The sequence below is a fragment of the Streptomyces sp. NPDC003379 genome, assembly GCF_053589195.1.
The window spans coordinates 123,888-148,725 of sequence record NZ_JBSFRK010000015.1 but is presented as its reverse complement, the minus strand read 5'-3'; the positions used below and the strand labels follow the sequence as shown (position 1 = coordinate 148,725).

Below are 24,838 nucleotides of genomic sequence, written 5' to 3'. Positions count from 1 at the left end.
CCCGACGCACTCCCCCACGACCGCGGCGCCGAACCCCACCCCAGGGACCACCGCGCCGCCCGCCCAGGAGTCCGCCTCGGGGGCCGCCCCGGAGCCCGTCTCGGGGGCTGTCCCGGAGCCCGTCTCGGGGGCTGTCCCGGCGCCCGTCTCGGGGGCTGTCCCAGAGCCCGTCTCGGGGGCTGTCCCAGAGCCCGTCTCGGGGGCCGCCCCAGAGGCTGTCCCGACGCCTGCCCCGGAACCCATGTCGGGGGCCACCCCGGAGCCCGCGCCGGAGCACGCCCCAGGGACCGTCCCCGCACCTGCCCCAGAGACCGTCTCAGGGCGCGCCCCGAAGCACGTCGCAGGGACTGGCCCAGCCTCCTCTGGCCCAGAGGCTGGGCCAGAGTCCGTCCCAGGGGCCGCCGCCCTGGAGACCGTCCCAGAGGCCGCTGCGGAGACCACCGCCCCAGCACCTGACCTGGAGCATGTCCCAGGGGCCGCCCCGGAGCCCGACCCAGAGCGCGTCCCTGAAGCCGCCCGGGCGACCCTCTCGGAGGCCACCTCCCCCGCACGCGACCTCGGGCACGTCCCAGGAGCCATCCCGGATCCCGACCCAGAGGCCATCCCGGATCCCGACCCAGAGGCCAGCCTGGAATCCGCCCCAGGAGCCACCCCGGCGACCAACCCAGAGCCCGCCCCAGGGGCCACCCCGGCCCCCACCCCGAAGGCCGCCACCGCGACCATCGCCACCACGCCCACCGTTCCCTCGCACGCCACCCCCGCACACCTCACCCCCTCGCACGCCACCACCCCCGCACACCTCACCCCCACGTCCGCCACCCCCGCACCCCCCACCCCCCCGACCGCCGCCACCCCCGAGCTGCGTCCCCTGCTCGCCGCCATGCGGGCCGCGCGGGACGGGGACTTCACGAAGGTCGTGCCGGTCGGTGAGGGGATCACCGCTGAGCTGTACGCGGTCTACAACGAGCTGCTCGACCGTTCGCTCCATTTCGACAGCGAACTGGTCCGCGTACGCCGGGAGATCATCCGGCACGGCCGGCTGGACGAGCGGTTCGCGGCCAGTCCGGGGCAGGGCAGGTGGGCCGACCGCGTGCAGGAGGTCAACACCCTCCTCGACTCCCTGGTCGCCCCGGCCGCCAACGCCACCCGGGTGCTCAACGCGGTGGCGGGCGGTGACCTCACTCAGCGCGTCGACCTGCACGACGGCACCCGCGAGCTGAGGGGCGATCTGCGTCGGCTGGGCCGCGCCGTCAACACGATGGTCGACCAGCTGTCCCTCTTCACGGGCGAGGTGACGCGCGTCGCCCGCGAGGTCGGCACCGAGGGGCGGCTCGGCGGGCGCGCCAAGGTGCGTGGGCTGTCCGGGAGTTGGCGTGACGTGACGGAGGCCGTCAACACGATGGCGTCGCGGCTCACCGCCCAGGTGCGGGACATCGCTCTGGTGACCACGGCGGTCGCGCAGGGCGACCTGACCCGCACGGTCACCGTCGAGGCGACCGGTGAGCTGCTGGAACTGAAGCTCACCGTGAACACCATGGTGGAGCAGCTCTCCGCGTTCGCCGCCGAGGTGACACGCGTCGCCCGCGAAGTCGGCACCGAGGGCCAGTTGGGCGGCCGCGCCCAGGCACGCGGCGTCTCGGGCGTGTGGAAGGACCTCACCGACAACGTCAACTTCATGGCGTCGAACCTCACCTCACAGGTCCGCAACATCGCCCAGGTCACCACCGCCGTCGCCAACGGCGACCTGAGCCAGAAGATCACCGTCGACGCCCGGGGCGAGATCCTGGAGCTGAAGTCGACGGTGAACACGATGGTCGACCAGCTCTCCGCCTTCGCCGACGAGGTCACCCGCGTCGCCCGCGAAGTCGGCACGGAAGGCAATCTCGGCGGGCGGGCCCAGGTGCGCGGCGTGTCCGGCGTATGGAAGGACCTCACCGACAACGTCAACTTCATGGCGGACAACCTCACCTCCCAGGTGCGGAACATCGCGCTCGTGTCGACGGCCGTCGCCCAGGGCGACCTCGGCAAGAAGATCACCGTGGAGGCGAAGGGCGAGATCCTGGAGCTGAAGTCGACGATCAACACGATGGTCGACCAGCTCTCCGCCTTCGCCGACGAGGTCACCCGCGTCGCCCGCGAAGTCGGCACGGAAGGCAATCTCGGCGGACAGGCCCAGGTGCGCGGCGTGTCCGGCGTATGGAAGGACCTCACCGACAACGTCAACTTCATGGCGTCGAACCTCACCTCACAGGTCCGCAACATCGCCCAGGTCACCACCGCCGTCGCCAACGGCGACCTCTCCAAGATGATCACGGTGACCGCGCGCGGCGAGATCCTGGAGCTGAAGGACACCGTCAACACGATGGTGGAGCAGCTGCGCGCCTTCGCCGACGAGGTGACCCGGGTGGCGCGCGAGGTCGGCACGGACGGCCGGCTCGGCGGCCGCGCGCAGGTCCTCGGTGTATCGGGTGTGTGGAAGGACCTCACCGACAACGTCAACTACATGGCGGACAACCTCACGGGTCAGGTCCGCAACATCGCGCAGGTCGCGACCGCCGTGGCCCAGGGCGACCTCTCCAAGAAGATCGACGTGGACGCGCGCGGCGAGATCCTTGAGCTGAAGACCACCATCAACACCATGGTCGACACGCTGTCGTCGTTCTCCTCCGAGGTCACGCGCGTGGCCCGCGAGGTCGGCTCCGAGGGGCAGTTGGGCGGTCAGGCGCGCGTCGAGGGCGTGTACGGCACGTGGAAGCGCCTGACGACGAACGTGAACGAGCTGGCGCTGAACCTCACCACCCAGGTCCGCGCCATCGCCGAGGTCGCCTCCGCCGTGGCCCAGGGTGACATGACCCGCGCCATCACGGTCGAGACGCGCGGCGAGGTCACCGACCTCAAGGACAACATCAACCTCATGGTCTCCAACCTCCGTGAGACCACCCGTGCCAAGGACTGGCTGGAGTCCAACCTCGCCCGGCTGGCAGGTCTGATGCAGGGCCACCGCGATCTGATGGAGGTCGCCGACCTGATCCTGCGCGAGCTGACCCCGCTGGTGAACGCGCAGTACGGCGCCTTCTTCCTGGCCGACCCGGACACCGCGGAGAGCCCGGCGCCCACGCAGGTCACGGCGAAGGGGCTCGCCTTCATCGCGGGGTACGGCGCGGCGCAGGGCTCGGTCGTCGACACCGGCGGGATGCCCGCGCAGGGCCTGGTGCGCCAGGCGGCGCTGGAGAAGAAGCGCATCCTCGTCGAGGAGGTTCCGCCGGACTACATCAAGATCCACTCGGGGCTCGGCGACGCGGCTCCCGCCACCGTCGTGATCATCCCGATCCTCTTCGAGGACAAGCTGCTCGGTGTGATCGAGCTGGCCACGTTCTCCCGCTTCTCCGATGTCCATCTGGCCTTCTTCGACCAGTTCGTGAACACCATCGGCGTCGCGATCAACACCATCATCGCCAACTCGCGTACGGAGTCGCTGCTCGGCGAGTCCCAGCGGCTGGCCACCCAGCTCCAGGAGCGCTCGGACGAACTCCAGCGCCAGCAGGCGGAGTTGCGCCGCTCCAACGCCGAGCTGGAGGAGAAGGCGGCGCTGCTCGCCACCAGCTCCCAGTACAAGTCGGAGTTCCTGGCGAACATGTCGCACGAGCTGCGTACGCCGCTCAACTCCCTCCTCATCCTCGCCCGGCTGCTCTCCGACAACCCCGACGACCACCTCTCCGACCAGGAGGTGCAGTTCGCGACGACGATCCACCGCTCGGGGTCCGACCTGCTCCAGCTCATCAACGACATCCTGGACCTGTCGAAGATCGAGGCGGGCCGGATGGACGTACGTCCCAAGAAGCTCCCGCTGATCAAGGTCCTCGACTACGTCCACGCGACGTTCCGCCCGCTCACCCTCGACCGGGGGCTCGCCTTCGACGTGTCGGTCGGCGAGGACGTACCGCGCGAGATGTTCTCCGACGAGCAGCGCCTCCAGCAGATCCTGCGCAATCTGCTGTCGAACGCGGTCAAGTTCACCTCGGCGGGCAAGGTCGAGCTGCGGGTCAGCCGCGTCACGGACACCGCGGGCGACCGGCTGACGCACGACAACGACGACCTGCTCTGCTTCGCCGTCAGCGACACCGGCATCGGCATCCCGGCCGAGCAGCTCCCGGTGATCTTCGAGGCGTTCCAGCAGGCCGACGGAACCACCAACCGCAAGTACGGCGGCACCGGCCTCGGCCTCTCCATCAGCCGGGAGATCGCGGGCCTGCTCGGCGGCCGCATCACCGCCGAGAGCCTCCCCGGCGAGGGTTCCACGTTCTCGTTGTACGTCCCCGTGGTGCACCCGGGTCACGGCGCGGCCGCCGTCGCGTACGCCGCGTCCCACACCCAGCATCTGCCGGTGCCGCAGGAGCACGCCGTGCTGCGGCCGCACACCTCCCTCGAACCCGACGACAGCTGGCCCACGCCCACCAAGCTGGAGGAGTGGAAGGAGGGCCGCGCGGGCCGCTTACTGCCGGGCCGCAAGGTGCTCATCGTCGACGACGACATCCGTAACGTCTTCGCGCTGACCCATGTGCTCAGCCGCGTCGGCATGCCCGTCCTGTACGCGGAGAACGGCCGCGAGGGCATCGAGACCCTGGAGCGCAACCCGGACGTCGACATCGTCCTGATGGACATCATGATGCCGGAGATGGACGGCTACGAAACCATGGCCGCCATCCGCCGCAGCCCCCGGTGGCGGGGTCTGCCCATCGTCGCCCTCACCGCGAAGGCCATGCCGGGGGACCGCGAGAAGGCCATCTCACAGGGCGCGACCGACTACGTACCCAAGCCCGTGGACGTGGATCAGCTCCTCGGTGTCGTCTGTTCCCTCCTCGACCCCGACAGCGAACATGTCGGCAGCTCAGCAGAGAACACTGTCCCGCCGACCACTGATTGAGGCACTTTCGCCCCTGATTGAGGCATTTTGACATGAGCGCAGAGCCCGTTACCGACCACCGAGCGAGCATCCTCCTCGTCGACGACATGGAGGACAACCTGATGGCACTCGAAGCAGTCCTGGGTTCCCTGAACGAGCCGTTGGTGCGCGCCCGTTCGGGCGAGGAGGCGATGAAGGCCATCCTGCGGCAGCGGTTCGCCGTGATCCTGCTGGACGTACGGATGCCGGGCATGGACGGCTTCGAGACCGCGTCGAACATCAAACGTCTCGACCAGACCAAGGACGTGCCCATCATCTTCCTGACGGGCACCGACAACGACGCCGGCTACGCCTTCCGGGGCTACGCGACGGGCGCCGCGGACTTCCTCACCAAGCCGTTCGACCCGTGGGTGCTGCGCGCCAAGGTCACCGTCTTCCTCGAACTGCACCGCAAGAACCGGCAGCTGGAGCGGATCCTGGCCCGCGAGCAGCTCCAGTTCGACGAGCTGGCCGCCCGCCTCTCCGCGATCGAGACCCACATGGCGGCGAGCAGCCTCAAGGACGTCCTGGAGCTGCGCCACCATGTGACGCACATGGAGGAACTGGTGCGGGAGATGCGTCACGGGCGGGACCGCTAGCCAGGTCATGTCCGCGGAGTCCCGCCCGTCCGGCGGCTCAGGCCTCGCGTGAGCCCGCGTACATCTCGTCGATCAGGTGCTTGTACTCCCGCTCGACGACCGGGCGCTTCAGCTTCAGGCTGGGCGTCAGTTCGCCGTGTTCGACATCGAGGTCGCGCGGCAGGAGGCGGAACTTCTTGATGGTCTGCCAGCGCTGCAGCCCCTCGTTCAGCTCGCGCACATAGCCGTCGATGAGCTGGACCGTGGCGGGGTCGGCGCAGACCTCGGCGTAGGACTTGCCGCCCTGGCCGTTCTCCTCGGCCCAGCCGAGGATCGCGGGCTCGTCGAGGGAGATCAGCGCGGTGCAGAAGTTCCGGTCGGCGCCGTGCACCAGGATGTTGGAGACGTACGGACACACGGCCTTGAACTGGCCCTCGACCTCGGCGGGCGCGATGTACTTGCCGCCGGACGTCTTGATGAGGTCCTTCTTGCGGTCGGTGATCCGCAGATAGCCGTCGACGGACAGCTCGCCGATGTCCCCGGTGTGGAACCACCCGTCGGACTCAAGCACCTCGGCCGTCTTCTCCGGCAGGCCGTGGTATCCCTCCATGATGCCGGGGCCGCGCAGCAGGATCTCGCCGTCGTCCGCGATACGCACCTCGGTGCCGGGCAGCGGCTTGCCGACGGTGCCGGTGCGGTAGGCCTCGCCGGGGTTCACGAAGGAGGCGGCGGAGGACTCGGTCAGGCCGTAGCCCTCCAGGATGTGGATGCCGGCGCCCGCGAAGAAGTACCCGATGTCGGGCGCGAGGGCGGCCGAACCGGAGACGGCGGCGCGCAGCCGCCCGCCGAAGGCCTCGCGGAGCTTGGAGTAGACGAGCGCGTCGGCGGCCTTGTGCTTGGCGCGCAGACCGAAGGGCACCGAGGCGTTGCCGGTCCTGCGGAAGTTGTCCTGGCTGACCTTCGCGTACTCGCGGGAGATCTCGGCGGCCCACTGGAAGATCTTGTACTTGGCGCCGCCCCCGGCCCGCGCCTTGGCCGCGACGCCGTTGTAGACCTTCTCGAAGATGCGGGGCACGGCGGCCATGTACGTCGGCTGCACCACCGGCAGATTCTCGATGATCTTGTCGACGCGGCCGTCGACGGCGGTGAGGTGCCCCAGCTCGATCTGCCCGGAGGTCAGCACCTTGCCGAAGACGTGTGCGAGCGGCAGCCACAGGTACTGCACGTCGTCGGGGCCGAGCAGGCCGGTCGCCGCGATGGCCTTGGCCATGTACGACCAGTTGTCGTGCGGCAGGCGCACGCCCTTGGGCCTGCCGGTGGTGCCGGAGGTGTAGATCAGCGTCGCGAGCTGGTCGGCGGTGATCGCCGCGATCCGGTCCTTGACGAGCCCCGGGTTCTTCTCCAGGTGCGCGGCGCCCCGGGCCTCCAGGTCGGCGAGCGTGAGCACCCAGCCCTCGGGGTCGCCCTCGACGGCGCTCGCGCCCTCGGCGTCGATCACCACGACGTGCCGCAGCTCGGGCAGGTCGGCCCGCTTCTCGCGCGCCTTGGCGAGCTGGGCCGCGTCCTCGGCGATCAGCACCCGGCTGCCGGAGTCGGCGACGATGTACGCGGACTCCTCGGCGTTGGTCTGCGGATAGACGGTCGTGGTGGCCGCGCCGGCGCACATGATGCCGAGGTCGGAAAGGATCCACTCGACCCGCGTGGAGGAGGACAGGGCGACCCGGTCCTCGGGCTTGAGGCCGAGCTCGATCAGCCCCGCCGCGATGGCGTGGACGCGGTCGCCGGCCTGCGACCAGCTGAGCGCCTTCCAGTCGTCGGGCCCTTCGCCCGAGGCCGCCGGGACGGGGTAGCGGTAGGCCTCGGCGTCCGGCGTGGCCGCCACGCGCTCCAGCAGGAGGTGCGCCACGGAAGGCGGACGGTTCTCGATCAAGGTCTGTGTGTCGCTCACGACATCCTCCGGGCCCACGACGGTGCGGCGAACTGGCTGGCGGCTGCTTCTGCTTCTTACATCCCTGCGGCTACTTGTTTAACTTGCGAGTAACCTACGAGTGGTGATCAGAGTAGAGCGCCGACGCCCGGTGCGTAAGGGGCATCTGCCTGTCACTTCCTACAGACACCCAAACGGAACGCGCCCGCGCGCCGAACGCGCCGCGGGCCCCGTGCGTATGCGCACGGAGCCCGCGTGGCAGCGGCCGAGCCGCGACCGGAAAAGCTACTTCTTGGCCTTGCCGGGCCCGCTGTCGTCGCTGGAGAGCACCGCGATGAAGGCTTCCTGCGGCACCTCGACGGAGCCGACCATCTTCATCCGCTTCTTGCCCTCCTTCTGCTTCTCCAGGAGCTTCCGCTTACGGGAGATGTCACCGCCGTAGCACTTGGCGAGGACGTCCTTGCGGATGGCGCGGATCGTCTCGCGCGCGATGACCCGGGAGCCGATCGCCGCCTGCACGGGGATCTCGAAGGCCTGCCGCGGGATGAGCTCGCGCAGCTTGGCGACGAGCCGCACGCCGTACGCGTACGCCGCGTCCTTGTGCGTGACGGCGGAGAAGGCGTCGACCTTGTCGCCGTGCAGCAGGATGTCGACCTTGACGAGCTGCGCGGACTGCTCGCCCGTGGGCTCGTAGTCCAGTGAGGCGTAACCACGCGTCTTTGACTTCAGCTGGTCGAAGAAGTCGAAGACGATCTCGGCGAGGGGCAGCGTGTAGCGGATCTCGACGCGGTCCTCGGAGAGGTAGTCCATGCCGAGCATGGTGCCGCGCCGGTTCTGGCACAGCTCCATGATGGAGCCGATGAACTCGCTGGGCGCGAGGAGCGTGGCGCGCACGACGGGCTCGAAGACCTCGTCGATCTTGCCCTCGGGGAATTCACTCGGGTTGGTGACCGTGTGCTCACTGCCGTCCTCCATGACCACGCGGTAGACCACGTTGGGGGCGGTGGCGATCAGGTCGAGCCCGAACTCGCGCTCAAGGCGCTCGCGGATCACGTCGAGGTGCAGCAGCCCGAGGAAGCCGACGCGGAAGCCGAAGCCGAGCGCGGCCGACGTCTCCGGCTCGTACACGAGCGCGGCGTCGTTGAGCTGCAGCTTGTCGAGGGCCTCGCGCAGGTCCGGGTACTCCGAGCCGTCCAGCGGATACAGACCCGAGAACACCATCGGCTTGGGATCCTTGTAGCCGCCCAGCGCCTCGGTCGCGCCCTTGTGCAGGGAGGTGATCGTGTCACCGACCTTGGACTGACGCACGTCCTTCACGCCGGTGATGATGTAACCCACCTCACCGACGCCGATGCCGTCGGCCGGGGTCATCTCCGGCGACGAGACACCGATCTCAAGCAGCTCGTGCGTGGCGCCGGTGGACATCATCCGGATCCGCTCGCGCTTGTTCAGCTGGCCGTCGACCACTCGTACGTACGTCACGACGCCGCGGTACGAGTCGTACACCGAGTCGAAGATCATCGCGCGGGCGGGCGCGTCCGCGACGCCGATCGGGGCCGGGATCTCGGCGACGACCTTGTCGAGCAGCGCCTCCACACCCACGCCGGTCTTCGCGGAGACCTTCAGGACGTCCTCGGGCTCGCAGCCGATGAGGTTGGCGAGCTCCTCGGAGAACTTCTCCGGCTGCGCGGCCGGCAGGTCGATCTTGTTCAGTACGGGGATGATCTTGAGGTCGTTCTCCATCGCCAGGTAGAGGTTGGCGAGAGTCTGCGCCTCGATGCCCTGGGCCGCGTCGACCAGGAGGACCGTGCCCTCGCAGGCCGCGAGCGAACGTGAGACTTCGTACGTGAAGTCCACGTGGCCCGGGGTGTCGATCATGTTGAGGATGTGGGTGCTGCCCTGGTCCGGGCCCTTGCTCGGGGCCCAGGGCAGACGCACCGCCTGGGACTTGATCGTGATGCCGCGCTCGCGCTCGATGTCCATCCGGTCGAGGTACTGAGCACGCATCTGCCGCTGCTCCACCACCCCGGTGAGCTGGAGCATGCGGTCGGCGAGCGTGGACTTGCCGTGGTCGATGTGCGCGATGATGCAGAAATTGCGGATCAGAGCCGAGTCGGTACGGCTCGGCTCGGGCACATTGTTAGGGGTCGCGGGCACGCAGGGTCCTGTCTCTTGAGGCGCCTGTAGCCTCGGGTCGGATCTATACGTAGCTTCCATGGTCCCACGGGTGGGGCACTGCGCCCGGTTTGGGCCGGTGGGACGGCGGCTGGTAACGTGGGCGGCTGTGTCTCGTATGCCCTCTCAAGCATCGAGGCGCGTGTCATAACACTCATCTGCAGATCCTCTGCAGTACCTGAACCTGAAAAGGCTCTTTCGTGGCGAACATCAAGTCCCAGATCAAGCGGATCAAGACCAACGAGAAGGCGCGTCAGCGCAACAAGGCGGTCAAGTCTTCTCTGAAGACCGCGATCCGCAAGGCCCGCGAGGCCGTTGCCGCCGGTGACACCCAGAAGGCCGCCGAGCTCACGCGTGAGGCCACGCGCCAGCTGGACAAGGCCGTCTCCAAGGGCGTCATCCACAAGAACCAGGCCGCCAACAAGAAGTCGGCGCTTGCGACGAAGGCCGCGACCCTCAAGGGCTGAAGCCCTTACCCCGGCCAACTGGCCAGTCCCAGTCCGCCGGGGCGCTGATCAATCCTCCCGCGAGGGTAATTCGAGCCCTCTACCTCGAATCGCGGACAGACCACGCAGTACGCCACGCTGCGACAATGCCTCCGGACCCACTCCGGGGGCATTGCTGTATCCCCGACGGCGCCCGGCACGGTGCCCCGCAGGGGCGTTCCCAGGGGCGCGGGGAACTGCGCGACCAGCCACGGGCTACCCGCAGATACAAGGTCGGCGACTGCCCGGGCGGTACGGCCTGTAAAGAGGGCGCGGGGAACTGCGCGACCAGCCACGGGCTACCCGCAGATACAAGGTCGGCGACTGCCCGGGCGGTACGGCCTGTAAAGGGGGCGCGGGGAACTGCGCGACCAGCCACTAGCTATCCGCAGCGACAAACTGCACGGCCGGCCAAGAAAACTACCCGCAGATACAAAGGCCGCCCACCCCAGCGGAGCGCTCAGCGGCGGCCAGAGCGCGCGGCGCGGGCAACAGCGACCACGGCCTTCTCCAACGCGTACTCAGGGTCGTCCCCCCCGCCCTTGACCCCCGCATCGGCCGCCGCGACAGCGGCAATCGCGGCAGCCACCCCGTCAGGGGTCCACCCCCGCATCTGCTGGCGCACCCGGTCGATCTTCCAGGGCGGCATGCCCAGCTCACGGGCGAGGTCGGCGGGACGCCCACCTCGCGCGGAGGAGAGCTTGCCGATGGCGCGGACGCCCTGCGCGAGGGCGCTGGTGATCATGACGGGAGCGACTCCGGTCGACAGGGACCACCGCAACGCTTCGAGCGCCTCGGCGGCCCGCCCCTCCACGGCCCGGTCGGCGACCGTGAAGCTGGAGGCCTCCGCCCGGCCCGTGTAGTACCGCCCGACGATCGCCTCGTCGATCGTGCCCGCGACGTCCGCCGCCAGCTGGGACACCGCGGAGGCGAGCTCACGCAGATCACTGCTGATGGAGTCGACCAGGGCCTGGCACGCCTCGGGGGTCGCCGAACGTCCGAGGGCGCGGAACTCGCTCCGTACGAACGACAGCCGGTCCGCGGGCTTGGTCATCTTGGGGCAGGCGACCTCGCGCGCCCCCGCCTTACGGGCCGCGTCGAGCAGGCCCTTGCCCTTGGCGCCGCCCGCGTGCAGCAGGACGAGCGTGATCTCCTCGGCGGGCGCCCCGAGATACGCCTTCACGTCCTTGACCGTGTCCGCCGACAGATCCTGCGCGTTCCGCACGACCACGACCTTGCGCTCGGCGAAGAGCGAGGGGCTGGTCAGCTCCGCGAGTGTGCCGGGCTGCAACTGGTCGGAGGTGAGGTCGCGCACATCCGTGTCCGCGTCGGCGGCGCGGGCGGCCGCCACCACCTGCTGCACGGCGCGGTCGAGGAGCAGGTCCTCCTGCCCCACGGCGAGCGTGAGGGGGGCGAGCGGATCGTCGTTAGCTGTCTTCCTGGCCATCGCGGTCAAGCATCCCACGCGGCACTGACAGCCCGTCCCCTGTCGGAGAATAGGCAGGTGACCGACGTACGACATGTCCTGGTGCTGCCCGACCGCGATGCCGCGGAGGCAGTGTCCGAAGAGCTCCCCGACCGTTTCGGCGTGGCCGAGGAACCTCAGCTCGTCCGCGACGCCCTCGCCGGTGAGGACGACGCCGAGGACGCCCAGTGGCTGGTGGTGGTCGAGGACCCGGAGTCCCGCCTGGACCGGGCGGCGCTCGACGAACTGGCCGCCGAACACGAGGGCTGGCTGGAAGCCCCGTAGCGGACACCGGCCGATCGCGAGACCGACCCGGCGGCGAGGTCAGCCGCTCTTGGGGACGACCTGGATGTCGAGGTCGATCGTGATGCTGTGCCCGACGGCCGCGATCCCGCGCGCCAGCATCGTCTGCCAGGTGATCGTGAAGTCGTCGCGGTGCAGCTCGGTCGTGGCGCGGCAGGCCACACGGGTCTCGCCCTCCAGCCCCTGACCGATCCCGAGGTACTCGGTGTCCAGCGTGACCGTGCGCGTCACGCCGTGCAGCGTCAGGCCGCCCGAGATGGCCCAGCGGCTGCCGCCCTTGTGCACGAAGCGGTCGCCGTAGAACTCCATCGTCGGGAAGCGCCCCACGTCGAGGAAGTCGCCGGAGCGCAGATGGTCGTCGCGCATCTGGACCCCGGTGTCGATGGAGGCCGCGTCGATGACGACGTGCATCGCGGACTCCTCCATCCGCTCGCCCACCCGTATGGCACCCGCGAAGCTGTTGAACCGGCCGCGGATGCGGGCAAGCCCGATGTGCCGCGCGGTGAAGCCGACGGAGGAGTGCAGGGGGTCGACCTCCCAGTCACCGGGCTCGGGAAGCGCCGGGGGCTGGGCGACCTGGAGCGTGACATCACCGAGCGAGGCATGCGTGTCCTGGCCGACGGTGGCACTCCCCCGGTACGGAGTGAACCCTTCCGCCGAGACCACCAGGCGGTACTCCCCCGCCGGAACCGTCGTGACGAACGACCCGTAGGGGTCCGTGCCACCGCCGACCACCTTGCGGCCCATGGCGTCACTGACGGCGAACTCCGCGTTCCGCACGGGCTCGTTGACGGGGTCGAGCACCCGACAGCTGAGCATCCCCGCGTCCGGCGGAACCCTGAACGCCGACATGGGCCCCGTCCGTCCCACCCGATTCGTACGGTTTCCCAGCCAACGGCCGAACACCTGCGACCCACCCCCGCGACACTTGACACCACCTGCGAACTGCGACGAATAGGCATTCGATCACTGTTGCGGCATTCGATGCAACACGGCCATACATCGCGGGAATGCTGACGATGCGCTGGAACTGTCGCGAGTAGCCCGAATTGATCGCCCCCTTTGGGTCGGCACGGCACACGGCACAAGGCACAAGGCACAAGGCACACGGCACCGCTAAGGCGGCCGGGTGGCGGCTTCGAGCCGGGGCGCCGACTTCGGCCCGGAACCCATCACCGCGATCGAGCCATCCACGTCCGTACGCAGCACCTTGGCCCCTTCGGCCCGCAGTGCCGCGACCGTGACGGGAGACGGGTGGCCATACGAGTTGTCCGCACCGCAAGAGATCAACGCCAGCCTCGGCGCCGCCCTGCGCAGGAGCTCGGGATCCTGATGGGCCGAGCCGTGATGGGCCACCTTCAGCACGTCCACGGAGGCGAGCGACGCGGCTGCCGGAGTGCGCAGCAGGGCTCGCTGGCCCGGCGGTTCGAGGTCCCCGAGGAGCAGCAGGGTCAGCCCTCCGGTCCGCACGAGCAGCGTGACGCTCGCGTCGTTCGGCCCCTCGGGTCGCGGCGTCGGACCTGGCGGGGGCCAGAGCACCTGCCACTCCAGTGGCCCCGCGCGCCGCCGCTCCCCCGCCACGGCCCGGGCCACCGGAACGCGCTCGGCCGCCGCCTGCTCCCGCACGAACTCCACCTGCTCCGGCGGCTCCTCGAATCCCGTCGTCTGGATCACTCCCACGTCACGTCCCCGCAACACCCCCGGCAGCCCCGCGACATGGTCGGCGTGGAAGTGGGTGAGCAGCACCAGGGGCACCCGGGTGATCCCGAGCGAACGCAGACACCGGTCGGCCGCCACCGGGTCGGGCCCCGCGTCGACGACCACCCCGGCGCCGTCGCCCGCCGCCAGCACCGTGGCGTCGCCCTGCCCCACGTCGCACACCACCATGCGCCACCCCGGCGGCGGCCATCCCGCGATCACCCTCGTGAGGGGCGGTGGCTGGACGACCACCAGGAGGAGCAGCAGGGCACAGGCCGCGGCGAGCCACGGATGCCGCGCAAGTCTGCGGCCCGCCAGGACGAACGCCACCGTGGCGAGCGCGAGCAGCAGCCCGCCACGCCACCCGCCCGGCCAGTCGACCCCGCTGCCGGGCAGCGCCGCACCGGTGCGGGCGGTCTCCGCGATCCACTCGGTGGGCCACCCCGCACACCACGCCAGCCCCTCGGCGACCGGCATCGCCACCGGCGCCGACGCCAGCGCGGCGAAGCCGAGCACGGTGGCGGGCGCGACGGCGAACTCCGCGAGGAGATTGCACGGCACCGCCACCAGGCTCACCCGGGCGGCGAGGACAGCGACGACGGGCGCGCACACCGCCTGCGCCGCGGCCGCGGCGGCCAGCGCGTCGGCGAACCGCGGTGACATCCCACGCCGCCGCAACGCCGCACTCCAGCGCGGCGCGAGGGTGAGCAGGGCGCCGGTGGCGAGGACGGAGAGCAGGAAGCCGTAGCTACGGGCCAGCCACGGGTCGTACAGGACGAGCAGCAGCACGGCGGCGGCGAGCGCCGGGATCAGCGACCTGCGCCGCCCGGTGGCGATGGCGAGGAGCGCGATGAGCCCGCACGCGGCGGCCCGCAGCACGCTCGGGTCCGGCCGGCAGACGATGACGAAGCCCAACGTGAGCAGCCCGCCGAGCAGCGCGGTCGTGCGCAACGGAATGCCCAGCTTCGGCGCGAGTCCCCGCCGCTCGGCACGCTGGGCGGTGCCCGGTGGGCCGATGAGCAGGATCAGGACAATCGTGAGGTTCGCCCCGCTGACGGCGAGCAGGTGCGTCAGGTCGGTCGCCCGGAACGCCTGCTCCAGCTCGGCGGGCACCCGCGAGGTGTCCCCGACCACCAGCCCCGGCAGCAGCGCACGGGCATCGGCCGACAGCCCGTCCGTGGCCTCCCGCAACCCGCCCCGCAACTCCCCGGCGAGCCGCTGCGCCCCGGTCGGCGCCCCGACCACGCGCGGCGCCCGCTCCCCCGACACCCGGAGCACCGCCGCGACCTTGCCCCCCTCCGGCAACGGTGGCGCCATCCGTGCCTGCACCCGCAGCCGAGTGGACGGCAGCAGGGCGAGCCAGGCGTCGGCGGAGCCGGTGGAGTCGGCCGACCGCCCCCTTGACCCTGCTTCCGCTGGCTCCTCACCGCGGCTTCCGGGAGCGCCCAGAGACTTCGCGGAGCCCGAATCCTCCCCGCGCACGACGACCAGAACCGGGGTCCGCGTCACGCTCGCCGTGCCGTCCGCCTGCGTCACGCGGACGACGTCGGCGTCCAGCACGACCGCGGGCGGCATCGCATGCGCGCTCGCGACCCGGGGTCGAGTGCGCCGGGGATCGGACGTGACCTCCAACTCCGCCTCCACCTCCGCGTACTCGCCGGCCAGCGCCGGAACCGGGCCACGGTGCAGATCCGCCCCGTGCAGCGCGGCGGAGCCTGCCGAGGCGGCGGCGCAGAGCAGCGTCGCAGCCACGGACAACCGCCCCCACGGGGGTCGCCGTCCCCGCAACCGCCCCTGCGGCAACTGTCCTGGCCGGGCGGCCCGCCGAGCCCGGCCCCCAGAGCCATCCCCGGCACTGCCGCTAGGCCCAGCGGCACCACCAGCACCGCCAGCACCGCCAGCACGGCCAGCACGGCCAGCACGGCCAGCACCGGCAGCGGCACCGGCAGCGGCACCGGCAGCGGCAGCGGCACCAGCAGCGCCGACGCCACTCCGATCCCCAGCGCCAACCGCAGCCGAGCCCCTCGCCCGCCACCCCCGAGCCGTCCACGTCACCAGCAGCACACCGGCCACCGCCACACACACCGCCACCGTGGCGACCGCCCACCGAGGCGGGGCGTCCAGCATCAGCGCGGCCGCCGCCCACGCCGCCAGCGCGGGAGGAACCAGCCGGAGGTCGACCGGCCCCTCCTGCCGGGGATGGGAAGCGCCGAGCGGGTTTCCCGACGAGGCGTGAACCGCCGCACGCGCCGTCCCCGCCCTGCTCCGAGACCCCGGCGTCATGGCCGTACGAGATCCTGGAGATCGGCGAAGCGCCGATCACCGATGCCGTTGACCTCGCGGAGCTCTTCGACGGAGCGGAAACCTCCGTGCTCGGTGCGGTAGTCGATGATGTGCTGCGCCAACACGGGGCCGACGCCCGGCAGTTCGTCGAGCTGCTCGGCGGTCGCCGTGTTCAGGCCGACCGGGCCCGTGGCGGTCGATCCGGCCCCAGCCGTCCCCGCGCCGCCCGCCGCGACACCGGCACCGGCACCGCCAGGCCCGGCAGCCGCAGCCGGCTCTCCGACCACCACCTGCTCACCGTCCATCAGGAACCGCGCACGGTTGAGACCGCCCATGTCGGCACCGGGCCGCGCCCCGCCCGCGGCCCGCAGCGCGTCGGCCACCCGGGATCCCGCGGGCAACCGGTGGACACCGGGACGGCGGACCTTCCCGCTGACGTCCACGACGATCCCGCCACCACCCGCACCGGCCGCCGGGCCCGTCGCACCGCTCCCGCCCGCCGACGCCCGACCCGCCTCGGCCGGAGGCCCCTGCGAGGGAGCCGCTTCCGCGCCTCGCTCAGCGGGCGCGGCCGCCTCACGCACCACGTCCGGCGCCTGCACCGGCCGGGTCCGTCCCTCCCAGAAGTGCTGCGCGGCGAAGACCGAGGCGATGGCGAGGACCACGACGAGCGCGACGACGCCCCGCCGCTCCAGCCCACATCGCGACTGGAGCCACACCGGCAGCCGCTCCCGCAGAGCCAGCCCCATCCGTTCCCGCCGCGAGGGACAGGACTGTGCTTTCCGATCCGGGGCAGGCTCCTCCGCCTCCGCAGCCTCTTCCCTGGTCTCCCCCTGCCGTGCCCACCCAGGCGGCACAGGCACCCCACTCCCGCTCCCGGCCTCGCTCTTCGGCAGAAGCTCCACATCAGCAGCCGCGACGTCCAACCGAGGCGAAGAAGGCGGTGGTTGCGGCTCGGCGAAGAGTCTCTCCGCTCGCCGTCGCACCGCCTCCGACGAGGCATGGCCGTGCCGGATCCGGCTGCGGGCCTGACGGCGCCGCGCACGGCCGTCGGATGCGGGGCCCCGGCCGGGACCGCTTGTCGCGGAAGCTGTCCGAGAAGGTGATCGAAGTGAGGTCATGCCGACGACGGTAGACATCGCGGCGACATGGTGTTGATCTTGGTCAATTCCCGTGGATTACCCGGCAGTTCTGGATAACTCCATCACCCGCACGAGCGAAAAGACCTCACCGCGGCGAGACCACGGCCCCCAGCAGCCCAGGCCCCGTGTGCGCCCCGATCACCGCGCCCACCTCGCTGACGTGCAGCTCCCCGAGGCCCGGCAGCCGCTCGCGGAGGCGGTCCGCGAGAGCCGACGCCCGGTCCGGCGCCGCCAGATGGTGCACCGCGATGTCGACCCGGCCCGTCCCGGCCCGTTCGACGACGATCTCCTCCAGCCGGGCGATCGCCTTCGACGCCGTCCGCACCTTCTCCAGCATGTCGATGCGGCCGCCGTCCAGCTTCAGGAGCGGCTTCACGGCGAGCGCGGAGCCCAGCAGGGCCTGCGCGGCGCCGATACGGCCGCCCCTGCGCAGATAGTCGAGGGTGTCGACGTAGAAGTACGCGGACATGCCAGCGGCGCGTTTCTCGGCGGCCGCCACCGCCTCCTCCACCGCGTCCCCCGCCTCCACGGCCTCCGCCGCCGCGAGGGCGCAGAAGCCGAGGGCCATCGCGACCATGCCGGTGTCCACCACCCGCACCGGCACCGGCGCGTCCTTCGCCGCGAGGACCGCGGCGTCGTACGTACCGGAGAACTCGGCGGACAGATGCAGCGAGACGATGGCCGTGGCGCCGGCCTCGGCGACCCTCCGGTATGTCTCCGCGAAGAGCTCGGGACTGGGCCGGGACGTGGTCACCGGCTTCCGCTTCTGCAGCGCCAGGGCGAGGGAGCGCGCCGAGATCTCGGTGCCTTCCTCCAGCGCCTGGTCTCCCAGGACCACGGTCAGGGGCACCGCGGTGATGCCGTGCTGCTCCATCGTCCGCTGCGGCAGATAGGCCGTTGAATCCGTGACGATCGCGACATGGCGGGACATGGGCTGGAGATTACCCGCCCGGGCCGCAGGACGGCAGCCCGGCCCCTGCTCGTACGGCTCAGGTCGTGCTCTCGGGCTTGGCCTTCTTCTCCCACGGATACGTGGGCGTCGCCGCGGGCGGCGTGATCGCGGGCCGCGTGGGCTCCTGGGATGTCTGCGCGGTGGGCTCGGACCAGGTCTGCTCGGCGTCCTTGGCGGGCTGCGCGGCGGGCTCGGGCCAGGCGGCGGGGGCCTGCGCGGGCGCCGGCTCCGTCGTCCAGTGCCGCAGGGCGCCCGCCTCCATGTCGATCTGCGTGCTCAGCGAGTCCAGGTCGTCGCCCGCGAACCGGCGGGCCCGGTCGCGCGCCGACCACCGCAGCGCGTCCGCCGCCTTGGTGATCTGCTCCGTGCGTTCCCGCAGCTCGGGGAGCCGCTCGGCCAGGGCCGCCTTGTTCGGGTCACGCTCCAGACGGCGCAGCTCGTCGTCCAGCTCGTGCCCATGGGCGCTGAGTCGGTCGAACAGTCCGAGGGACTCCTTCAGGGAGGCGTCCTCGACGGCGCCCGCCTGCAGCACGTCCTGTGTGGACCGCATCGACGTCCGCAAGGACAACCGCAGCTGGGCCAGTTCGCCAGCGGCGCCGACCTGGGCGAAGCTCCTCGCGCGAAGGGTGGTGTCCTCCACCGTGCGGCGGGCTTCCGTGATGGTGCGGTCCACGCCCCGCTTGGCCGCTTTGACGACCTTCACCGTGGCGTACACCCCCAGCACCAGGAACAGCACCAGCACCACGAGCAGCGCCACGATTGCGCCCACGGCTTCCATGACGCTCCTCTCCGACTTTTCGACTCTTCGACCACACCAAGTCCGTCCGCTCCAGCGACGGCTCTTCCACCGTAAACGGAGAAGGCAGGCCGGAGGTTCCATCGGAACCCCCAACCTGCCCGTAAGGGAAGACCCCTATACCGCTACGCCGGAACGATGTTCACCAGCTTCGGCGCCCGCACGATCACCTTGCGGATGCCCACGCCGTCCAGCGCGGCCACGACCTTCTCGTCGGCCAGGGCCACCTTCTCCAGCTCCTCGTCGGAAATCGACGGGGAGACCTCCAGGCGCGCCTTGACCTTGCCCTTGATCTGCACGACGCAGGTCACGGACTCGTCCACGGCGTACGCCGGGTCGGCGACCGGGAAGTCCTGGTGGACGACCGAGTCGGTGTGACCCAGCTTGCGCCACAGCTCCTCGGCGACGTGCGGGGCCAGCGGCGCGATCAGCAGCACCAGGCGCTCGGCGACCGACCGCGGCACCGGCCCGGCGGCCTTCGTCAGGTGGTTGTTCAGCTCGGTGATCTTGGCGATGGCGGTGTTGAACCGCATGCCGTCCAGGTCCTGGCGGACGCCGTCGATCCCCTTGTGCAGGGCACGCAGGGTGGCCTCGTCGATGTCGGCCTCGGCGACGTCCGCGACGGTGACCTCACCGGTCGACTCGTCGACGATCAGGCGCCACAGCCGCTGCAGCAGGCGGTACTGGCCGACGACCGCGCGGGTGTCCCAGGGGCGCGACACGTCCAGGGGGCCCATCGCCATCTCGTACAGCCGCAGCGTGTCCGCACCGTACTCGTCACAGATCTCGTCCGGCGTGACGGCGTTCTTCAGGGACTTGCCCATCTTGCCCAGCTCGCGCTTGACCGGCTCGCCCTCGAAGAAGAACGTGCCGTCGCGCTCCTCGACCTCGGCCGCCGGCACCGGGAAGCCGCGGCTGTCCCGGTAGACGTAGGCCTGGATCATGCCCTGGTTGTACAGCTTGTGGAACGGCTCGGAGGACGAGATGTGGCCCAGGTCGAACAGGACCTTCGACCAGAAGCGCGCGTACAGCAGGTGCAGCACCGCGTGCTCGGCGCCGCCCACGTACAGGTCGACACCGCCGGTGGGCTGTCCCGCGCGCGGGCCCATCCAGTACTGCTCGACGGCGGGGTCGACCAGCTGCTGGTCGTTGCGCGGGTCCAGGTAGCGCAGCTCGTACCAGCAGGAGCCGGCCCAGTTGGGCATGGTGTTGGTCTCGCGGCGGTACTTCTTGGGTCCGTCGCCCAGGTCCAGCGTGACGTTGACCCAGTCCTCGTTGCGGGACAGCGGCGTCTCCGGGGAGGTGTCCGCGTCGTCCGGGTCGAAGGTGCGCGGGGAGTAGTCGTCGACCTCCGGCAGCTCCAGGGGCAGCATCGACTCGGGCAGCGAGTGGGCGATGCCGTCCTCGCCGTAGACGATCGGGAAGGGCTCGCCCCAGTAGCGCTGGCGGCTGAACAGCCAGTCGCGCAGCCGGAAGTTGACAGTGCCCTCGCCGATGCCGCGCGTGGCCAGCCAGCCGGTGATGCGCGCCTTGGCGTCGACGACGCCCAGGCCGTTGAGGGTGATCTCCTCGTTCGAGGAGTTGATCAGCTTCGCCTCGTACGAGGAGAAGGCGTCGTCCCACGTCGTGGTGTCGGTGCCGCGGTCGTCCGACGGCTCCACCACGCAGCGCATCGGCAGGTGGAAGGCGCGCGCGAAGGCGAAGTCGCGGCTGTCGTGCGCCGGGACGGCCATGATGGCGCCGGTGCCGTAGCCCATCAGTACGTAGTCGGCGATGAAGACCGGGACCTGCTCGCCGCTGACCGGGTTGGTGGCGTAGACGCCGGTGAAGACGCCGGTCTTCTCCTTGGCGTCGGCCTGCCGCTCGACGTCGGACTTCGAGGCGGCGAAGGCGCGGTACTTGGAAACGGCCTCGGTGGGGGTGGCGTGGCCGCCGGTCCACACCTCGTGGGTGCCCTCGGGCCAGGCCGCGGGCACGACCTTGTCGACCAGCTCGTGCTCGGGCGCCAGGACCATGTAGGTCGCGCCGAACAGGGTGTCCTGGCGGGTGGTGAAGACGGTGATCGCATCGCCTTCGGTGCCCACGGGGAAGGCGACGCGCGCGCCTTCGGAGCGGCCGATCCAGTTGCGCTGCTGCAGCTTGATGGCCTCGGGCCAGTCCAGCGCGTCCAGGTCGTCCAGCAGGCGGTCGGCGTACGCGGTGATGCGCATGTTCCACTGGCGCAGCTTGGCCTTGAAGACGGGGAAGTTGCCGCGCTCGGAGCGGCCGTCGGCGGTGACCTCCTCGTTGGCCAGGACGGTGCCCAGGCCGGGGCACCAGTTGACGGGCGCGTCGGAGGCGTAGGCCAGGCGGTACTGGCTCAGCACGTCCGCGCGCTCGGAGGCGTCCAGCTCGCTCCACGCGCGCGTGGTGCCCGGTACGGCGCGCTCACCGCCGGCGAACTGCGCGACCAGGTCGGCGATCGGGCGGGCCTTCTTGGCGTCGGCGTCGTACCAGGAGTTGAAGATCTGGACGAAGATCCACTGGGTCCACTTGTAGTACTCGGGGTCGATCGTCGCGAACGAACGCCGCTTGTCGTGGCCCAGACCCAGGGCGCGCAGCTGGGCCTTCATGTTCGCGATGTTGGCCTCGGTGGAGACCCGCGGGTGGGTGCCCGTCTGCACGGCGTACTGCTCGGCGGGCAGGCCGAAGGCGTCGAAGCCCAGGGTGTGCAGGACGTTGTGGCCGGTCATGCGCTGGAAGCGCGCGAAGACGTCCGTGGCGATGTACCCCAGCGGGTGGCCGACGTGCAGGCCCGCTCCGGAGGGGTACGGGAACATGTCCATGATGAACTTCTTGGGCTTGGCGACCAGCGTGGTCTCGGCCTCGTCCCGCGCGGCCATGTCGCCGCTCGGGTTCGGTGCCTCGTAGGTGCCCCGGGCGTCCCAGAAGTCCTGCCAGCGTGCCTCGATCTCAGCGGCCAGAGCGGCCGTATAGCGGTGCGGCGCGGCCACCTCGGAGGCGGCAGCAGAATTCGTCTCGCTCATGATCCTCAAAGCTCCATCGATCGTCTCTGCCTACGGAATTGACCGTGCTGGCCAAATAAAAATGCCCCTCGCACAGGAGGGGACGCCGCGCCGATTCCGACCGCGATTCACCGGCGGTCGGGACTGATCAGCGCGGCCCGCTAAGCAGAAGGCGTACGGCACGCATGGCGTCAGGGTACCGCAGCCCTCCCGCGACCCGCGACGAGCTTGTGCGCCGGGCGCCCGGGGCCCCACTTCCTCAGCTTTGGCCAAGGGTTACTCCGCGTACCGCCCACTATCGGGGCAACACCAAGATCGTGTCGCACTTTGATAACAACGCAATAACTGAAACCCCGTACCCACCGGTATGGAGCGACTTAGCATGCGGCGGGACCGAACCATTTCGGAGCCGCCCCCATGAACCCTCTGCACCGTCTGCACCCCCATCGCCGGAGCCGACTGCTCGGCACCGGCGCCCTGCTCCTCATACCTCTGTTCGTCTTCGCGAGCAGCGACGGCTTCCGGGCCGCCCTGGACTTCACCACCGGCGTCCTGTGCCTGGTCTCCCTCACCGCCTCCGTGATCTGGGGCCTGGTCGCCACCGACCGCCTCTTCCTGCGCTCGCGTCAGCGACTGCTCGCCCAGGCCGTGCACCGGGCCACAGCGGTCGCCTCCGTCGGCTTCCTGCTGCTCCACGGCACCGTCAAGGTCGCCCTCGACCACGTGTCGCTCCTCGGCGCCCTGGTGCCCTTCGGGCTCGGCGTCACCGGCAGCGCCGGACTCATCGGCCTCGGCTCGCTCGCCGGCCTCCTCATCGTGGCCACGGGCGTCACCGGAGCCCTGCGCAGCGCCTTCGCCTCTCCCGCGCGGATCGCCTCGCGCTGGCGGGCACTGCACATGCTCGCCTACCCGGCCTGGTGCGCGGCGCTGATCCACGGTCTGTACGCGGGCCGCCCGCCGAAGCCCTGGGTGATCGCCCTGTACTGCCTGTGCCTCGTCGCGGTCGCCGGGGCCGTCACGCTGCGCGCGGCGCCGCCCCCGGTCAAGCGGAAGGTCGCCGCCCACATCCTGGCGCTGCTCGAACCGGAGCGCGGCGCCCCACCCCGCGAACGCCCGCCCGCGCGGGACATCGCGTCCGCCCCGCTCCCCGGCACGGCCGCCGACGTCACCTCCATCCAGGACCCCGTCGTCGGCATCTCGGCGGCCTACCGCGCCCTGACCGAGCCGCTTCCCCCCATGCCCCACGCCGCACCCGTGAACCGCTGGCCCACCCCCTGTCCGCCCCCGCCCGCCGAGTCCCCTTACGTGGCGCCCCAGCCGACCTACGAGCCCACCTACGACCCCGCCTACGACCCCGCGTACGACATCGGCCCCGCCACCGAGCCGCTGCCCCGGCCCTTCCAGGCCCCCAGCTCGGGCGAGCCCTGGAACGCCGCCACCGGAGGCCACCCGTGAACGCGTCACTGCCCGACGTACCCGAAGTCCGCGTCGTCGGCCTCCCCTTGCTCACGTCGGGCTTCGACCTGGTCGAACGCCTCGATCTGACCATGCACCTGAAGGTGCACGGCCCCCTGGAACCCATGGCGGGCGAGCCGCTCGCCCGCCTCGCCGAGCACATCGTGCTGCGCGGCCGGGGCGGCGCGGGCTTCCCGTTCGCGCAGAAGCTGCGGGCCGTCGCGGACGCGGCGATACGTCGCGGGGTGCGCCCCGTGGTGGTCGTCAACGGCAGCGAGGACGAACCGGCCTGCCGCAAGGACACCGTCCTGATCAACCGCGCGCCGCACCTCATCCTGGACGGCGCCCTGCTCGCCGCGGAGGCCCTCGGCGCCCGCACCCTGGTCATCGGCGTGACCCGCGACTCCACCGAGGCCTCGATGCGCACCGCCCTCGCCGAGCGCGGCCTCGGCGACCGGCGCGGACCGGCCCTCCGCGCGCGCGTGCAGCGCAATCCGGTGCGCATGGTCACCGGGGAGTCCTCCGCCCTGGTCCGCTCGGCCGACGGCGGCCCCCCGCTGCCGCCGGGCCGCAAGACGCGTACGTCCGACTCCGGAGTGGGCGGCGCCCCGACGCTGCTCTCCAACGCGGAGACGTTCGCCCAGCTCGCCGTCGCCGCGCGGATCGGCGCCGACCGGTACTGCCGCACCGGGCTGCGCGACGAACCCGGCACGGTCCTGCTGACCCTCTCCGGAGCGGTCGCCCGGCCGATGGTCGTGGAGGCCCCCACCGGAGTGCCCTTGCGGTACGTCCTTCAGCTCGCCGGCGCCCCACCGCTCCCCCAGGGCGTGCTGACGGGCGGCTACCACGGCAAGTGGCTCGACAGTGTCACCGCGCACGACGCGGTCGTCTCCCGCGCGGCCCTGGAGGCCTGCGGGGGCACGCTCGGCGCGGGCGCGATCCTGCCGATCGGCGAGGGCACCTGCCCGCTCGGCGAGTCGCTGCGCGTCGCGCACTGGCTGGCGGCGGAGAGCGCCGGGCAGTGCGGCCCCTGCTACCTCGGTCTGCCCGCGGCGGCCCGCGGCCTCGCTGACGTCCTGCAAGGGGGCGGCCCGACCGCCCTGGAAGCGCTGCGCGAGGTGACCCGGGCCGTGAAGCGGCGCGGCGCCTGCAAGCATCCGGACGGCTCCGCGGCCTTCCTGGAGTCGGCGATCACGGCGTTCACGGACGACCTCGCGGCACACGTCCTTGGCGGTGGCTGCGGCCGCCCCGTCGAGGGCGTCCTGCCCCTCCAGACGGACGCTCCCCCGGCGGAGGCCCCTACCGGCCGCAAGCTGGCCGTCGACTGGACCCTGTGTCAGGGCCACGGCCTGTGCGCGGACATCGTTCCCGAGCTGATCCAGCTGGGCCCGGACGGCTTCCCCTCGGTGGCGGAGGCGTCCGTACCGCGCTACTCCGAAGCGCGCGCCTCCCGCGCTGTGCGCCGCTGCCCGGCGCTTGCCCTGCGCATCGAGGAGGACCCGAAGGCGGCGGCCCCGGCCCGTCCGGCGCTGCCCGCCGCGCTGCCGCCGGGCCGACGCCGCAGAGCCCTGGGCAGCGGGCGGCAGTGACAAGAAGAGCAGGGAGAAGGGAGAAGAAAGAGAGAGCGGGCCA

The 24,838-nt window shown here is 71.1% G+C and carries 15 protein-coding genes; 6 read left to right on the top strand and 9 right to left on the bottom strand.

The genetic code is table 11. From position 1 onward, the window contains the following. Nucleotides 1–880: 880 nt before the first annotated feature. Both ACWDVB_RS17140 and ACWDVB_RS17135 read left to right on the top strand, forming a co-directional pair. Nucleotides 881–4,924 (top strand): HAMP domain-containing protein, encoded by a 4,044-nt coding sequence (locus ACWDVB_RS17140; RefSeq protein ID WP_451513114.1) that lies wholly within the window; start codon nt 881–883, stop codon nt 4,922–4,924. 32 nt (nt 4,925–4,956) lie between these two features. Beyond that, the gene (locus ACWDVB_RS17135) at nt 4,957–5,541 is read left to right on the top strand and encodes a response regulator (protein ID WP_451513115.1); all 585 of its coding nucleotides are present in this window, start codon (nt 4,957–4,959) and stop codon (nt 5,539–5,541) included. Between the two features lie 37 nt (nt 5,542–5,578). Here the strand turns inward: ACWDVB_RS17135 and ACWDVB_RS17130 are convergent, their stop codons facing one another. Further along, nucleotides 5,579–7,468, bottom strand: coding sequence for an AMP-dependent synthetase/ligase (locus tag ACWDVB_RS17130; protein WP_451513116.1), 1,890 nt, complete (start codon nt 7,466–7,468; stop codon nt 5,579–5,581). A 264-nt stretch (nt 7,469–7,732) separates the two neighbouring features. Continuing rightward, nucleotides 7,733–9,604 carry a translation elongation factor 4 gene (gene lepA / locus ACWDVB_RS17125; RefSeq protein ID WP_451513117.1) on the bottom strand — a complete coding sequence of 624 codons (1,872 nt, stop codon included), beginning with the start codon at nt 9,602–9,604 and terminating at the stop codon, nt 7,733–7,735. A gap of 218 nt (nt 9,605–9,822) precedes the next feature. Here lepA and rpsT point away from each other — a divergent pair, with 218 nt between their 5' ends. Then, entirely contained in the window at nt 9,823–10,089 is a 267-nt protein-coding gene (gene rpsT, locus ACWDVB_RS17120) for a 30S ribosomal protein S20 (protein WP_451513118.1), read from the top strand. Between the two features lie 478 nt (nt 10,090–10,567). Here rpsT and holA read toward each other — a convergent pair whose 3' ends face one another. Then, nucleotides 10,568–11,554 carry a DNA polymerase III subunit delta gene (gene holA / locus ACWDVB_RS17115; RefSeq protein ID WP_451513119.1) on the bottom strand — a complete coding sequence of 329 codons (987 nt, stop codon included), beginning with the start codon at nt 11,552–11,554 and terminating at the stop codon, nt 10,568–10,570. A 57-nt stretch (nt 11,555–11,611) separates the two neighbouring features. On the opposite strand from holA, the gene ACWDVB_RS17110 reads away from it, so the two are divergent. Then, nucleotides 11,612–11,857 (top strand): hypothetical protein, encoded by a 246-nt coding sequence (locus ACWDVB_RS17110; protein ID WP_451513120.1) that lies wholly within the window; start codon nt 11,612–11,614, stop codon nt 11,855–11,857. Between the two features lie 39 nt (nt 11,858–11,896). On the opposite strand, the gene ACWDVB_RS17105 is transcribed toward ACWDVB_RS17110, so the two are convergent. From ACWDVB_RS17105 to leuS, 6 genes are all read right to left on the bottom strand, one after another. Beyond that, nucleotides 11,897–12,781 (bottom strand): YceI family protein, encoded by an 885-nt coding sequence (locus ACWDVB_RS17105; RefSeq protein ID WP_451513121.1) that lies wholly within the window; start codon nt 12,779–12,781, stop codon nt 11,897–11,899. A 210-nt stretch (nt 12,782–12,991) separates the two neighbouring features. Then, a complete protein-coding gene (locus tag ACWDVB_RS17100) occupies nt 12,992–15,856 on the bottom strand; it encodes a ComEC/Rec2 family competence protein (protein WP_451513122.1) in 2,865 nt (954 codons plus the stop codon). Then, nucleotides 15,853–16,977 (bottom strand): helix-hairpin-helix domain-containing protein, encoded by a 1,125-nt coding sequence (locus tag ACWDVB_RS17095; protein WP_451513123.1) that lies wholly within the window; start codon nt 16,975–16,977, stop codon nt 15,853–15,855. The genes ACWDVB_RS17100 and ACWDVB_RS17095 overlap by 4 nt, the downstream gene beginning before the upstream one ends. A gap of 106 nt (nt 16,978–17,083) precedes the next feature. Continuing rightward, nucleotides 17,084–17,929 carry a DegV family protein gene (locus ACWDVB_RS17090; protein ID WP_451513124.1) on the bottom strand — a complete coding sequence of 282 codons (846 nt, stop codon included), beginning with the start codon at nt 17,927–17,929 and terminating at the stop codon, nt 17,084–17,086. Between the two features lie 58 nt (nt 17,930–17,987). Further along, on the bottom strand, nt 17,988–18,728 hold the full coding sequence (locus ACWDVB_RS17085; RefSeq protein ID WP_451513125.1) for a hypothetical protein: 741 nt from the start codon (nt 18,726–18,728) through the stop codon (nt 17,988–17,990). Between the two features lie 143 nt (nt 18,729–18,871). Beyond that, on the bottom strand, nt 18,872–21,772 hold the full coding sequence (leuS, locus tag ACWDVB_RS17080) for a leucine--tRNA ligase (RefSeq protein ID WP_451513126.1): 2,901 nt from the start codon (nt 21,770–21,772) through the stop codon (nt 18,872–18,874). Between the two features lie 396 nt (nt 21,773–22,168). Between leuS and ACWDVB_RS17075 the strand changes: the two genes are divergently transcribed. Together ACWDVB_RS17075 and ACWDVB_RS17070 are read left to right on the top strand one after the other, a co-directional pair. After that, nucleotides 22,169–23,206 carry a hypothetical protein gene (locus ACWDVB_RS17075; protein WP_451513127.1) on the top strand — a complete coding sequence of 346 codons (1,038 nt, stop codon included), beginning with the start codon at nt 22,169–22,171 and terminating at the stop codon, nt 23,204–23,206. Further along, a complete protein-coding gene (locus ACWDVB_RS17070; protein ID WP_451513128.1) occupies nt 23,203–24,795 on the top strand; it encodes an NADH-ubiquinone oxidoreductase-F iron-sulfur binding region domain-containing protein in 1,593 nt (530 codons plus the stop codon). Before ACWDVB_RS17075 ends, ACWDVB_RS17070 begins: the two co-directional genes overlap by 4 nt. The last annotated feature ends 43 nt before the right edge of the window (nt 24,796–24,838 follow it).